Source organism: Pseudoalteromonas sp. 78C3 (assembly GCF_002836695.1).
Taxonomy (GTDB): domain Bacteria; phylum Pseudomonadota; class Gammaproteobacteria; order Enterobacterales; family Alteromonadaceae; genus Pseudoalteromonas; species Pseudoalteromonas arctica.
In genome coordinates, this window is record NZ_PJAV01000072.1 from 1 (window position 1) to 15,611 (window position 15,611).

General features: G+C 38.9%; 10 protein-coding genes. All 10 read left to right on the plus strand.

Annotated features, from left to right (window positions below; translation table 11 throughout):
• Positions 1 to 84 precede the first annotated feature (84 nt).
• A complete protein-coding gene (locus tag CXF76_RS01085) occupies positions 85 to 2,307 on the plus strand; it encodes a TonB-dependent receptor (protein WP_101162844.1) in 2,223 nt (740 codons plus the stop codon).
• 265 nt (positions 2,308 to 2,572) lie between these two features.
• A complete protein-coding gene (locus CXF76_RS01090) occupies positions 2,573 to 3,694 on the plus strand; it encodes a 4-phosphoerythronate dehydrogenase (RefSeq protein WP_101162848.1) in 1,122 nt (373 codons plus the stop codon).
• A 48-nt stretch (positions 3,695 to 3,742) separates the two neighbouring features.
• Positions 3,743 to 4,759 carry an aspartate-semialdehyde dehydrogenase gene (locus CXF76_RS01095; protein ID WP_007586655.1) on the plus strand — a complete coding sequence of 339 codons (1,017 nt, stop codon included), beginning with the start codon at positions 3,743 to 3,745 and terminating at the stop codon, positions 4,757 to 4,759.
• A 354-nt stretch (positions 4,760 to 5,113) separates the two neighbouring features.
• Positions 5,114 to 9,325, plus strand: coding sequence for a FimV/HubP family polar landmark protein (locus tag CXF76_RS01100; protein ID WP_101162845.1), 4,212 nt, complete (start codon positions 5,114 to 5,116; stop codon positions 9,323 to 9,325).
• A gap of 148 nt (positions 9,326 to 9,473) precedes the next feature.
• Positions 9,474 to 10,271, plus strand: coding sequence for a tRNA pseudouridine(38-40) synthase TruA (truA, locus tag CXF76_RS01105; RefSeq protein ID WP_007584098.1), 798 nt, complete (start codon positions 9,474 to 9,476; stop codon positions 10,269 to 10,271).
• A 140-nt stretch (positions 10,272 to 10,411) separates the two neighbouring features.
• Positions 10,412 to 11,287 carry an acetyl-CoA carboxylase, carboxyltransferase subunit beta gene (gene accD, locus CXF76_RS01110; RefSeq protein ID WP_007376856.1) on the plus strand — a complete coding sequence of 292 codons (876 nt, stop codon included), beginning with the start codon at positions 10,412 to 10,414 and terminating at the stop codon, positions 11,285 to 11,287.
• A gap of 25 nt (positions 11,288 to 11,312) precedes the next feature.
• A complete protein-coding gene (gene folC, locus CXF76_RS01115; RefSeq protein ID WP_024590974.1) occupies positions 11,313 to 12,578 on the plus strand; it encodes a bifunctional tetrahydrofolate synthase/dihydrofolate synthase in 1,266 nt (421 codons plus the stop codon).
• An 11-nt stretch (positions 12,579 to 12,589) separates the two neighbouring features.
• On the plus strand, positions 12,590 to 13,231 hold the full coding sequence (locus CXF76_RS01120) for an SPOR domain-containing protein (RefSeq protein WP_101162846.1): 642 nt from the start codon (positions 12,590 to 12,592) through the stop codon (positions 13,229 to 13,231).
• A gap of 207 nt (positions 13,232 to 13,438) precedes the next feature.
• Positions 13,439 to 13,933, plus strand: a complete 495-nt coding sequence (locus CXF76_RS01125) for a CvpA family protein (RefSeq protein ID WP_007376853.1) — start codon at positions 13,439 to 13,441, stop codon at positions 13,931 to 13,933.
• 18 nt (positions 13,934 to 13,951) lie between these two features.
• Entirely contained in the window at positions 13,952 to 15,478 is a 1,527-nt protein-coding gene (gene purF, locus CXF76_RS01130; RefSeq protein WP_007580920.1) for an amidophosphoribosyltransferase, read from the plus strand.
• Positions 15,479 to 15,611: the final 133 nt, after the last annotated feature.

The window sequence follows — 15,611 nt, forward strand, 5'->3', positions numbered from 1 at the left end:
TTACGCATCTTTTTTTATGCCTGAAATTTATACTCTTAAGTATAAATGCATAACTAAATCACACGGTATCCTTTGGAGAATATTTTGAAATTACGTAACCTCTCACAGTTAAGTCTAGCAATTTTTGCTGCACTCACTACCTCTGTAAACGCCGAAGAAACTAAAAAAACAGCTAAACAAGACGCATTTGAAAAGATAGAAGTCACAGCTCGTAAACGTACAGAGAGCCTGTTTGAATCTCCAACCGCTATCACTTCAATTGGCGCTAACCTAATTGATAAAGCCAATATGAGTAACCTAGAAGATATTGGTAAATATGTTCCAAATTTAAATATTACCCGCTATGGCGTGGGCAATTCTGCGCATGCGTCTGTATTTATCCGCGGTATAGGTTTGCAAGATCACATAATAACTACCGATCCGGGTGTGGGTGTGTATCTTGATGGTGTGTACTTAGGTCGTCAAATGGGTTCTAACTTATCATTACCTAATGTTGAGCGTGTTGAAGTACTTCGCGGCCCACAAGGTACTTTATATGGCCGTAATACATTAGGTGGCGCTGTAAATGTAATTACAAAGCAACCTGGTGATGAAGGTATTGTTACTACTGCAGCTAAGCTGGGAAGTCGTGGACGTATTGCCGGTGATGTTTATTTTAATAACTCACTAACAGATGATGTAAGTATGTCTGCAAGTGCATCGTACAAAACACGTGATGGTGTGGGCGAAGCTGTTAATTTAGCAAACCCAGAAAAAGAAATTGGTGAGGAAGAAGAATTTAGTGGTCGTGTTGCACTTAAATGGCAAGCAAATACCGACTTAGCATTCACTTTTTCTTTAGATGGTGTTGATAACGAATCTGGCCAATCGCCTTATACAATTGAATTGACAGACCCACTAGACTCAAATGATGTTTTTAATGGCGACTTCCCATTATTGACTCAAGATTTAATTCCATCAGACCCTGATGATTTAGGCACAACTGTTGCGGGTATTGAATCTACCTCTTACTCAGGTTGGGGCACATCGTTTTCAGCCGATTGGGCAATTAACGATACTTATACCACTAAGTTTATCTCAAGCTACCGTACATCTGAGTATGAAGGTGGCCTAGATGATGATGCATCACCTTTAAACTTGTCTGAGTTTCCAGAGGAGGGCGGTGCTGATCAGTACTCATTTGAAGTTCAGCTAAATGCAACATTCGATAATATGGACTTTGTATCTGGTCTTTACTTTTTTAATGAAGATGGCTTTACACGTTCAGGCCCATTTGTATTCAGCCCATTTAATACACCTAATGGCTTGTTGAATGATGGTGTAACAGAATCATTTGGCGGTTACGGCGAATTTGAAATTAACCAAGAAACTAATTCGTATGCAGCATATATAAATGCCAGCTACGATTTAACTGACGATTTAACGGTTGGTGGTGGCCTTCGTTATTCAAAAGATAAGAAAGATGCAAATGCTATATTCCCATCATTTCCAACTCGTAAATATGTAAGTGCAGATTTTGATGCAGTTACGTGGGATGTAAATGCATCTTATCAGCTTAGCAATAATATGAATGTTTATGGCCAGATTCAAAAAGGCTATCAAACAGGTGGTTTTCCACCGCGTCCATTTGGTGGACCAGATCAATTTGTATCGTTTGACGAAACAAAAGCGATTAACTACGAAATGGGCTTAAAAGGCCAAGTACACGAAAATGTATCTATGATGCTTGCGGTATTTGTGACTGATTACACCGATTTAGCATTGCCGTTTTCAGATCCAACAGCGGGTGGTGGCTTTGTAACAATTGTAGAAAATGCAGGTCAATCTAAAGCGCAAGGTATTGAGCTTGAAACAACCGTTGCTATTACCGATGACTTTACTATTCGTAGTGCAGTTGGTTATTTAGATTCTGAAATAACAGAAGTGGCTGAGGGTGTACAAGGCATAGGTAAAGGCGATTCACCAGCACTGACGCCACGCTGGACTGTCATGGTTGCACCTTCTTACTTTATGGATTTAGAGAGTGGCGCAACACTTGCGTTTAATGCTAATTATTCGTATCGCAGTGAAATGCAAGGTCAATCAGTTTACAACCAAAGTGAGACCATTGATTCTCGTGAACTAGTTGGTTTTAATATTTCGTACACTAATCCATATGGTGATATGGAAGTTACACTGTATGGTGAAAACGTTCTAAACGAAGTTTACGATGTTGGTCGCCTACAACAATCAGGTTTTGTTGGTGTAATGCGTAGTAATGACCGCAGTGAATTTGGTTTGAAATTCAAAAAAGATTTTGAGCTATAAACTAAAATCAAGTAAATAAAATTCAATGTAATTGAAGTTTATTTTTCATAACAAAGGCCGAATCATGCTGTGATTCGGCCTTTATATATTCAATAGTAAAATTATTATCCACATAATTTAAGTCCCTAATTTAAATTGCTGATTTAAAACAATCAACATAACCGCTTTTAAGTATTTGTATCAGCTAAAATGCGCCTTTTTAGTTTGTGTAAAGGCTTGGTTGTTCGTTACAATGGCGCCACTTAATTGCCAAACGGACTCAGTGATGAAAATTCTTGCCGATCAAAATATGCCTTTAGTTGAGCAGTACTTTGCAGACTTTGGTGAGGTTGAGCGTTTTGATGGTCGTAAATTAACGCCTGAACAATTAATAAATGTAGATGTACTCCTTACTCGTTCAGTGACTAATGTTAATCATGAACTATTGGCACAAGCTAACAAGCTGAGCTTTGTGGGCACTGCCACAATTGGCATTGACCATATTGATACGCAATTACTGCATGACAGAAATATTGCTTTTACCAGTGCACCTGGTTGTAATGCCGTTGCTGTAGCTGAATATGTAATTAGTAGTTTATTTGCATTAAGCCAAGAAAATGCGCGCCTATTGTGTGGTCAAACAATTGGTATTGTAGGAATGGGTAACATTGGCACGTGTTTGTCGCAAAAATTAAAAGCATTAAATGTCGACGTACTGTTATGCGATCCGATTAAGCACGAACAGGGCTTATTACAAGAGCATGTAGCGCTTGATGAGTTATTAGCGCAATCAGATGTTGTTACTTTTCATATTCCACTTATTAAAAGTGGCGAGCACAAAACGCTGCACATGATGGGTAAAGAGCGATTACAAGCACTTAAGCCTGGAACCACGCTAATTAATGCAAGCCGAGGCGACGTAATTGATAACCAAGCATTGCTTGAGGTAATGGAAGCTGGGGCTGATTTAGATATAGTACTTGATGTATGGGAAAAAGAGCCCAATATTCTAACTGAACTACTAGAGCATGTGCGTTATGCCAGTGTGCATATCGCAGGGCATACACTTGAGGGGAAAGCACGAGGTACACAAATGTTGTATCAAAAATTGTGTGACCTAAAAGGTGTAGAGGTGAGTAAATCGTTGGATGATTTTTTACCAATACCTGCTATTACAAATGCAACTGTTACGCAAAGCCTTAGCGAGCAAGATATTGCCCGTTTGGTGCATTTAATTTATGACGTACGCCGCGATGACGGAATTTTACTTCGTCATTTAGAAGGTGAGGGCTTTGATAGTTTACGTAAAAACTATCCGGTAAGGCGAGAATTTAGCACCTTATTCCTACAAGGTGAGAGCCCACAACTAGCAGCACTTAGTCAACTTGGCTTTAGCATAGCTAAATAATTATTTAACTAACGATGTTGTTTTAATGTCGTTTATAGAGGAAGAAATATGTCGCAAAAATATAACGTTGCCGTACTTGGCGCTACTGGTTTAGTAGGCCGTCAAATCATTGAAACGCTAGCAGATCGTAAGTTTCCTGTAGATCAGCTTTTTTTACTTGCGAGCAGCCGCAGCGCAGGTGAAGACATAAAGTTTCGTGGTGAGACCATTGAAGTACTTGACGTTGAAGGCTTTGATTTTAGCCAAGCGCATATAGGTTTGTTTTCTGCTGGTGGTAGTGTATCTGAAAAATATGCTCCTATTGCTGCTGATGCCGGCTGTATTGTAATCGATAATACATCGCACTTTAGAAATGATTTTGAAATCCCACTAGTGGTGCCAGAAGTTAATGCTTCAAGCCTAGCTGATTTTAGGAATCGTAATATTATTGCTAACCCTAACTGTTCAACTATTCAGATGATGTTAGCACTTAAACCAATTTATGATGCTTACGGAATAGACCGTATTAACGTATCTACTTACCAAGCTGTATCGGGCGCAGGTAAAGAAGCGGTTGATGAACTTGCAAAGCAAACAGCTAACTTGATGAATGCACGGCCTATGGATAATAAAGTATTTCCAAAGCAAATTGCATTTAACGTTATTCCTCAAATTGATAGCTTTGAGGATAATGGCTATACACGCGAAGAAATGAAAATGGTAAATGAAACTCATAAAATTTTGGGTGATACCACTATTGCAGTAAATCCTACATGTGTACGTGTTCCCGTGTTTTTTGGTCACTCAGAATCAATTAATATTGAAACGCGCATGCCTTATGACTTTGAACACGTTAAGCAACTTTTAAAAGACGCGCCTGGTGTCGAGCTAATTGATGATGAAGGTGATTACCCTACAGCAGTGTCTGACGCTAGTGGTAACGATACTGTTTATATAGGCCGATTACGTGCTGATATTTCTCATCCTCATGGATTAAACATGTGGGTTGTAAGTGATAACACTCGCAAAGGTGCTGCAACTAACAGTATTCAAATTGCAGAAGAGCTTATTGCTAATTACATGTAATAGTTAATAGCGCTAAACACACATTCGAAGCGGTAAACATTATTTGTTTGCCGCTTTTTATTTATAGAGCTTGTCAATTTTTTGCCGTTTATTTTTAAAAGTATAAAAACTGATTGATAACACTCAATAAATTAATATTTATAAAGATGTTTTAAGGCATTTATTTTCAAGGTGTTGCGATGGATATTAAGCCTTAACTGGTTTATAGTTTGTAATTGGAATAGAGCTTGCAATAAAAATAGATTGTAATAATAAATGCGAGTCAGTCATTTGGCTGATAACAGCAATAATCAACAATATTTATGCACTTAAGCTTTAAGTGTTTTGTTAATATTTAAATATTAAAGGATCAGCATGCGCGGTTTAGTTACACTTATTATATTAGCGTCTGCATTGATAGTAACGCCAGTTTACTCTCAAGACAGTACCCAATTAAAGGGGCCTAAAGGCGTTGACTATGGTGCGCAAGGGCGATCTATTGGGCCAATTAAACCAACAGACACACTTTGGCGTATAGCGGCTAAAGTGCGCCCAGATAACTCCGTCAGCATTTATCAAGTTATGCAGGCCTTGTATAACAAAAACCCCAACTCATTTTTAGAACAAAATCTTAATCATATTCAAAATGGTGCCTATTTAAAAATCCCTACTTTAGCCGAAATAAAAGGTGTAAATACACAGCTTGCAAAACAACGCTCAGAGCAAGATGATGCATTATGGGAAAAGAAAAAAAATGGCACACTTACGCAAAGCGAAATTACCTCAGCACAAACAAAAGTAACCCAAGCTCGTAAAGTCGACGTAGACGATGCCAAAAAAGAGATACAGAAAGAATTAAATGAAATAAAAACAGAGCAAAGTACTAAGCTGGTTGAGTTACAACAACAATTTAAAAATTCTGTAAGCAATGTAGAAGAAATTTTAGTTGAGAATAATAATCTTAAAAAACAATTATCAGGTATTTCAAACGAACTCGAAAACTTACGCTTACAGTTAGGACAAGACAGTGAAATTCAAAATCAATTAAAAGAACTAATTGTTAAGCAAAACGAGATTATTGCACAGCAAAAAAAACAAGAGATAGTACCAAAAGAATCGTTTGATTTAAGCTCATTATTTTCAAATCCGATAGTGCTGGGTTTATTAATGTTTATTCCTGGGCTACTGATTATTTTTGCAATTGTTATGTTTTTACGCAAACGAGCAAGTAATCAAGAAGAGCCACAAAACGATGATGACTTTTTACCACAAACTCCAATTTACACTGGCGATGATGATTTAGGCCCAAGTTTAAATGACGATCCAATTGTACCCGACCCTTTAGATGACTTGAGTGTTCAACTTGATGATAATCTCGAAAATGATATGTTGCCTGATGATGATTTAGATGACGGCCTAGATGATTTTTCAGGTGGTGAAAATCTACTCGATCAGGATGAGCTTGAAAGTCTACTAAGTGATGACATTGTTTTTGATGATGAAAATACCGATGACGATGATGAACTCGATATTTTTATGCAGCAAGGGTTTGATCAACCTTCAGATGAAAACGCTGAAGATATTGATTTAGACTTATCTGATGACTCAATAAACAATGATGAAATTCTAACTAATGACGATTTAGATAGCTTGTTTGATGAAGACGATAGTCTACCTGAGTTTGATGCACCGCAAACAAGCGAAGCTTTAGAGGATGATAGCTTAGAGTCTCATGATGAAATGGCGGCTTTAAGTGAGGAGCTTGCAGATGATGATAATTTTGATATAGATGAATTATTAGATCAAACATCAACAGAATTAGATACCTCAAATAACACTTCAGCTGAACTTGGTACAAGCGACGACTTTGATTTAGACGATATAGATAGCTTAATTGATGAAGCGAATGACCCAAAAAGTGATGTGGTAGATGACTCAATTGATGCAGAGTTACCCGACGAAGATGAACTTCTAGAAGAAAGCGACGACTTTGATTTAGACGACATAGATAGCTTAATTGATGAGGCTGCGGTTGATACTGCAGATGATTCATTAGTTGAGGAAAGCGACGACTTTGATTTAGACGGCATAGATAGCTTAATTGATGAGGCTGCGGTTGAGACTGCAGATGATTCATTAGTTGAGGAAAGTGACGACTTTGATTTAGACGACATAGATAGCTTAATTGATGAGGCTGCGGTTGATACTGCAAATGATTCATTAGTTGAGGAAAGTGACGACTTTGATTTAGACGACATAGACAGCTTAATTGATGAGGCCGTGGTTGATACTACAGATGATTCATTAGTTGAGGAAAGTGACGATTTTGATTTAGACGACATAGATAGCTTAATTGATGAGGCAGCGGTTGATACTGCAAATGATTCATTAGTTGAGGAAAGTGACGACTTTGATTTAGACGACATAGATAGCTTAATTGATGAGGCCGCGGTTGATACTGCAAATGATTCATTAGTTGAGGAAAGTAACGACTTTGATTTAGACGACATAGATAACCTAATTGATGATGAACTAAAAAATTCAGATGTAAGAGATTCAGAACTTGATAATGCATTAGCAGACTCAGTTGAGGATTTAGCAGATGCTCAAGAAGAATTAAATGTTGATGATATTGAGTCGCTTGCTTCATCATTAAATGAAGAGCCTGAACTTACAGAAGAGCCAGAGCTTGAAGAAGAGCCAGAGCTTGAAGAAGAACCAGAGCTTGTAGAAGAGCCAGAGCTTGAAGAAGAACCAGAACTTGTAGAAGAGCCAGAGCTTGAAGAAGAGCCTAAGCTTGAAGAAGAGCCCGAGCTTGAAGAAGAGCCTGAGCTTGAAGAAGAGCCTGAGCTTGAAGAAGAGCCTGAGCTTGAAGAAGAGCCTGAGCTTGAAGAAGAACCTGAACTTGAAGAAGAGCCTGAGCTTGAAGAAGAGCCAGAGCTTGAAGAAGAGCCAGAGCTTGAAGAAGAGCCAGAGCTTTTAGAAGAACTTGAGCCTTTAGAAGAGCCAGAGCTTGAAGAAGAGCCAGAGCTTGCTGAAGAGCCTGAGCTTGAAGAAGAGCCAGAACTTATAGATGTAACGGTTGATGATTTTTCAGACACATCAGAGTCGCTTCTTGATCCTGAAGATGCACTTGAAGAATATACAGATGATACTTTAAAGAGCGTTGATGAGCTTTTAAGTGAGCTACAACAGGCCACTGATGACGGCTATATAGAAACACCTGATTGGTCTTTAGATGAGCTTGATGATGATCTTGAAGAAATAGAAGTTGATCTTGGTGACGATCCTCTAGCGGGCGACGATGACTCAGATCTTACTGAAATTGAAGAGCAGCTTGATAGCGAGCTTGTAACGCCAAGTGAAGAGTTGGATGAATATCCTGAACTTGAATTAGACGATGATCAATCATTATTAGAGAATGAGCCTTCGTTTGAGCCGCAAGAGCTTAAAGGAGATGCATCGGGTGATGAAAATGCAGTAGCACTTAGTCAAACAGAGAAAGATCTCGCAAATGCGCTTATGGCAGATGGTGATTTAGATAGTTTAGAAGATGATTTTGATGATGAACTATTAATTGATAATGACTTCTCTGAATTAGAAACTGAAACGGAGATTGAAGATGAGTCGCTTGATGATGATTTACTTCAAGAAATTAATAATGAGGTTGATTCTGTTGAACCACCAAGTATTGAAGATGACATCAAACCTCTTAACCTTGATGAAGTTCAAGAAACATTAGAAAGTGAGTTGCCATTTACCCCTGAAGAATTACAAGGGGATGATTTAGATGGTGAGGCACCGGGAGTCGCTTCCAGCCAAGCTGAGCAAGATTTAGCAAACGCACTTATGGCAGATGCTGATTTAGATAGTTTAGAAAATGATTTTGATGATGAGATTTTAATTGAAAATGATTTTTCTGAATTAGATGCTGAATTTGACGAAGATAGTTTAGAGCAAGCGCTAACTGATGAGTTATCAGACGAATCGCAAGAGCAAACAAATGCAGAGCGCGAAGCACAGTTAACAAGCTTAGATGAAGTGGGTAGCACTGATATTAGCTCTGACGACGAACTTGATGAAGAGTTTATGTCGAATTTGACGCAAACTGATTTTGATTCATTACTTAGTGAGTTAGCAGAGCCTGAAGACTTAAGTGTTGATGACAGCAGTGAATTTGATGTTGACTTTGACAGCTTGCTAAAAGAAGACTTAGAGACAGATGATTCATTAACTACAAAAGAGTCACTTGTTGAAGGTAGTGATGTTGAGCAACTTGATAATGACGAATTTGTAGATATTGATTCATTATTAGAAGAAAGTGACGACGCTGAACTTGAACACGAACCTTACACCGACGTTAATATGGATGTCGGTTTGAGTGAGTTTGATGCATTACTTGCAGGTGATAACCCAACGGATGTTGATGCTGAAAGTGGTGGCTACTCAGCTAAACTTGATTTAGCGCGTGCTTATATTGAAATTGATGATTTTGATTCTGCGCTTAAAGTTATTGAGGATGTCATTAACAAAGGTCCTGAAGAAGTTCAAGAGGAAGCACTTAGCTTAAAAGCTAAACTAAAATAATTAAAATGTTTATAAGAACCCGTATCTAGCTTAGCTAAATACGGGTTTTTTTATGTGTATTGGTTTGATTACGACAGGTCTCCTTTTATTGCATCGTTAGATAGCATAAAATGCCTCGTTCATTAGCACAGTAGGTAAAACGGTAATTATGCGAGTAGCACTTGGAGTTGAATACAACGGCGCACGTTATAGTGGTTGGCAGCGTCAATCACATGTAAATAGCGTACAGCAAGAAGTAGAAAAAGCGTTGTCGCGTATTTGTAATCATCCTGTTGAAGTTATATGTGCAGGGCGTACAGATGCTGGTGTGCACGGTACAGGCCAAGTAATACACTTTGAAACGCAAGCCGATCGCGATATGGTCGCATTTACACTAGGTATGAATACTTTAATGCCTAAAGATATTGCTATTCGCTTTGCCCAACCGGTTGCTGATGACTTTCATGCCCGTTTTAGTGCTACAGCTCGTCGTTATCGCTATGTTATTTATAACTCCCCCCTACGAGGTGCGGTATTAAACGAGGGTGTTACGCATTTTCATCATCATCTTGATGAAACAAAGATGCAAGAGGCGTGTCAGTACTTAATAGGTAAACACGATTTCACCTCTTTTAGAGCGATACATTGCCAAGCGAATACACCGACAAGAACAATTCATCATCTGTCGGTACAGCGCCAAGGTACTTACGTTATTATTGATATTAAAGCGAATGCATTTTTACATCACATGGTACGTAATATCACAGGCAGCTTAATGGATGTTGGTTTACATAAACAACAACCTATATGGATAAAAGAGCTACTCGATTGTAAAGAACGCGCAAAGGCCAGTGCTACCGCTAAGGCTGCTGGTTTGTATTTAGTGGATGTTGACTACCCTGAGCAATTTAATATTCCTCAAACACCTCTAGGCCCTTTATTTTTGCCTGATATAGATGTGGTATAAGTACTTTTTATGAGCACTTTTAACTACTAAGACCAGTTTTTTATACCGCGTTAGTGTAATTCATGTTTTAATTGAAAAAATTTGTCTGCTAATTGCTATTAGCAGGCTCGCGACACAGAACAGTATTAAGAGAGTTGCAAATGAGTTGGCTAGAAAAAATCTTACCTAAAACGACAAAATCATCAGGTCGTAAAGAAATCCCAGAAGGTGTTTGGGCTAAGTGTACATCGTGTGATTCAATTTTATATAAAGCTGAATTAGAAAAGTCATTAAACGTATGTCCTAAGTGTGACCACCACATGCGTGTTAGTGGCCGTAAGCGCCTAGAGCACTTTTTAGATGAAGGTGATCGTCAAGAGCTTGGTACACAACATGAGCCTAAAGACATTCTTAAGTTTAAAGATTCTAAAAAGTACTCTGACCGTATCAGTGCAGCGCAAAAAGCAAGTGGTGAAAAAGATGCACTTGTAGCTATGAAAGGCCGATTAAAAGGTATTCCAGTGGCAGCGGTAGCATTTGAGTTCTCATTTATGGGTGGTTCAATGGCTTCTGTTGTTGGCGCTCGCTTTGTTGATGCTGTTGATCAATGTTTAGAGCATAACATGCCGCTTATTTGTTTTTCTGCATCAGGCGGAGCACGTATGCAAGAAGCGCTTATGTCGCTTATGCAAATGGCTAAAACAAGTGCTGCACTTGCAAAAATGACGGAAAAAGGTCTTCCATTTATTTCAGTAATGACCGACCCGACAATGGGTGGTGTATCTGCATCACTTGCTATGCTGGGTGATATTAACGTTGCTGAACCTAAAGCGTTAATTGGTTTTGCAGGTCCTCGTGTTATTGAGCAGACTGTTCGCGAAACATTACCTGAAGGTTTTCAGCGTAGTGAATTTTTGCTAGAACATGGTGCAATTGACATGATTATTGACCGCCGTGAAATGCGCGATACCCTTGCACGCATTTTAGCTAAATTTATGAACTTGCCTTCTACGGAACAAGAGCATAGAGTAGCGTAAATTTCAGCTTTACTGATTACACGCTATGACAAAAACAATTCCTAGCCAATCATCAAGCCTTGATGATTGGCTTTTTTATTTAGAAAGTGTTCACCCCGCTAACATTGCAATGGGCCTAGAACGAGTTGCTAATGTTGCCAACAATATTGGCCTTTTAAACACTCCAAGTAAAATTATTCTTATTGCCGGTACAAACGGTAAGGGCACCACTGCACGTTGCTTAGAGTCGCTATTGCTAGCGCAAGGTTTTAGCGTGGGTACTTACGCATCTCCTCATTTAATTCGTTATAACGAGCGTGTACGAGTTAATGGCGAAGAACTGGCAGACCAATTTCATATAGATGCTTTTCACCAGCTTGAGCAAGGCCGTAAAGACACTCCTCTGACTTATTTTGAATATGGTACTTTGGGTGCGTTGGCAATTTTTAAACGCTGTAAGGTCGATTATGTATTACTAGAGGTTGGTCTAGGCGGGCGCTTTGATGCTACAAATATAGTAACTCCCTTTGCAAGCGTGATCACCACTATCGATTTAGATCATAAAGAGTACCTAGGTGATACACGAGAGTTAGTGGCTTATGATAAAGCCGGTATTTTTCGTGAAAATACGCCTGCTATTATAGGGGATTTAAATATTCCTCACACAATGACTGATTACGGCAAAGAAATTAATGCCAATATGACGTTGTCGGGCAGTGACTTTATTTTCAAAGAGAATGCTGAGAGCTTTAATTGGCAATATAAAGAACATAATCTTGTAATAGATAAGCCAGCAATACCGTGTCAAAATGCAGCGACTGCGTTAACTGCGCTAAGTGTTTTAAGCTTATTACCTAGTGAGCAAGTCATACGAAGTTGCCTCGCTAATTTAGTTGTAGAAGGGCGGTTTCAGCAGTTAAGCGCTGAGCCTTTAGTCTTTACCGATGTAGCACATAACCCTGAGTCGGCGCGTTATTTAGCCAATAAGTTATCAAGCTATAAAGATAAAGGCTTTAAAATTCATGCATTAGCCGCTATGCTTGCTGATAAAGATAAAGTGGGTGTACTTAAAGAAGTAAGTCACTTGGTCGATGAGTGGTCATTAGCGAGCTTAAGTGGTCCGCGAGGCGACACTGCAAGTAATTTACAAAATGCGCTGCAGGGTATATCTCATCATAATACTATCAATAGCTATGATAGTGTGGCACAGGCACTGAGTGTAATTTTACCAAAACAACAAAGTGATACTATGTTGATTGTATTTGGTTCATTTTTTACAGTGGCCGGCGCTATTAATTACTTTAAAAAATAGAGAGGATGTCGGTGAACTCAAGTTTTATTAATCGCTTAGTCGGAACAAGTATAGTAGTGATCGCAGCAATTGTGTTTATCCCTAATATACTCGATGGCGAAAAAGTGCATTATAAAGAGGGCTTTAAAGCGATACCTGATCGCCCTGAGTTCAAAACAATCGATCTTCAAGAGTCAATTGATGAAAACATGGCTAATGCTGAGCCACTAAAACAAGATGAAATTGAAGATATTCAAGCTGACGATGAAGCTTTTGAGCAGCAAAACGCTATGGATGAGAGTGACTACGCTGTAGAGAATAAAGTTATTGAAGCGACTATTGAACCCAAAGCTACACCGATCACTAAGGCACCGGTTCAGGCTAAACCAAAACCTATTGCGCCTCGTAAAAGTGATGAAAACCTAACAAGTATGGCTTACGTTATTCAATTAGGTAGTTTTTCACATGTTGCAAATGTAAAAGCATTACAGGCTAAATTAAAAGTTGAAGGGTTTAAAACGTTTACTAAACCGATTAAAACCCCAAATGGGACGTTAACAAAGGTATTTGTTGGTCCTTCGCTTGATAAAAATGAATTACAAAAGCAGCTTCCCCAGCTGAAAGAGCTTACTAAATTAAATGGTAAAGTTACGCAATACGAAGTAACAAAATAATTAAAAAAAGGCTTGTATCACAAGCCTTTTTTTATTTATTTATATTTGTTTTTATCATTATCATTATCATTATCTTTATCTCACAATACCCATTCTATAATGTTAATTTTTTGTATTGACTACAACCCAGTAATCTCCCGTTTAAACTTGCATACTAACGATGTTTGGGTATAGAATGCGCCCCAAATTAGCGACTAATTGGTTCTTATGATCTGGGTTGATTACGCCATTATTGGCATCATTGCATTGTCTACCATCATCGGTTTAATACGCGGCTTTGTAAAAGAAGCAATGTCATTAGCGGTATGGGCTGGCGCCTTTATCATCTCTAGCTTATTTTACCAATATTTAGCTTCCTTCCTAACAACCATTTCTGAACCCCTTTTAAGAAATGCTGCGGCCATAGCCATATTATTCTTTGCGACGCTACTGTTAGGCGGTTTACTAAACTATATTTTAGGTGAGCTTGTACATCGTACTGGTTTATCGGGTACCGACCGTGTCTTTGGCATAGTGTTTGGTGCTCTACGAGGCGTGTTGGTCGTGAGCGCGTTACTCTTCTTTCTTGATGCTTTTACTGGTGCACCCAATACGCACTGGTGGGGCAATTCTATTTTGATTCCAGAATTTGGCTTTGTTGTTGAATGGTTCTTTTCGTACCTAGAAAACAACTCGAGCTTTTTAAATTCAGTAAACCGTTAATCGGCGAGGATAAATTACATGTGTGGTATCGTTGGAATAGTCGGAACATCCCCTGTGAATCAGGCGATTTATGATGGCTTAACTGTTTTGCAGCACCGTGGTCAAGATGCCGCGGGTATCATTACCATTGAGAATAATACGTTTAGCTTGCGCAAAGCAAATGGCTTAGTGAAAGATGCCTTTCACACACGTCATATGAAACGACTACAAGGTACAATTGGTCTTGGCCATGTGCGCTATCCTACAGCAGGATCTTCAAGCTCATCTGAAGCACAGCCTTTTTATGTTAACTCACCGTTTGGTATAGCACTTGCCCATAATGGCAACCTTACTAATGCAGAAGCTTTAAAAGAGCAGTTATTCTCAGAAGCACGTCGTCACGTTAATACAACATCAGACTCTGAAATTTTACTTAATATCATGGCACATGAATTAAGCAAATCTGATAAGTTGCATTTAGACCCTGAAGATATTTTTACTGCGGTAACCGAAGTAAACAATAAAGTAAGCGGTGGTTATGCAACTATTGCTATGATTATCGGCCACGGCATTGTTGCTTTTCGCGACCCTAATGGTATTCGCCCACTTGTATTTGGTAAACGCGAAACCGAAAAAGGTACTGAGTACATGTTTGCCTCAGAAAGCGTTGCGTTGAAACCGGACGGTTTTGAGTTTGTACGTGATGTTGCCCCTGGTGAAGCTATATATGTTACAGAAGAAGGTGAATTCCATTCACTTAGTTGTGCTGATAAGGCATCTTACTCGCCGTGTATTTTTGAATTTGTTTATTTTGCTCGACCTGACTCAACAATAGACCGTATGTCTGTGTACGCAACACGCGTAAACATGGGGACTAAACTAGGCGAAAAAATTGCACGTGAATGGGCTGACAAAGATATTGATGTAGTTATCCCAATCCCAGAAACTTCATGTGATGTAGCACTGGAAATCGCACGTGTACTTGATTTACCGTATCGCCAAGGTTTTGTTAAAAACCGTTATATTGGTCGTACATTTATCATGCCCGGCCAAGAGATGCGTAAAAAATCAGTGCGTCAAAAGCTAAACGCAATTGATCGCGAGTTTAAAGGTAAAAACGTATTATTAGTTGATGACTCAATTGTTCGTGGTACAACATCAGCACAAATTGTTGAAATGGCCCGAGAGTCTGGCGCTAAAAACGTTTACTTTGCATCAGCGGCACCTGAAATACGCTTCCCTAATGTGTACGGTATTGATATGCCTTCAGCCGCTGAGCTTATTGCTCACGGACGTGAAGTAGAAGATATTAATGCAAGTATTGGTTCTGACGGTTTAATCTTTCAATCGTTAAAAGATTTAATTGCTGCGGTTAGCCAAGAAAATCCTGAAATTACTAAGTTTGAAACTTCAGTATTTGATGGCCAATATATTACTGGCGATATTGATCAAAACTATTTAAATCGTATTGATAAGCTACGTAACGATTCAGCAAAAAGCACCCGAGAAAGTGCGATGTCTTCAGGTTTAGAAATACACAACCAAGACGAAAACGAAGCTGATTAATGATTAGTTAATAAAAAGTCGTTACACAAAAAAAAGGAGCTAATTAGCTAATGCCGTTCACTTAAGGTGAGCGGCTTTTTTATTTCTAGCGTACCGCTGTGGTCTTGGCTTGACTGCACGAGGAAAACCTCGC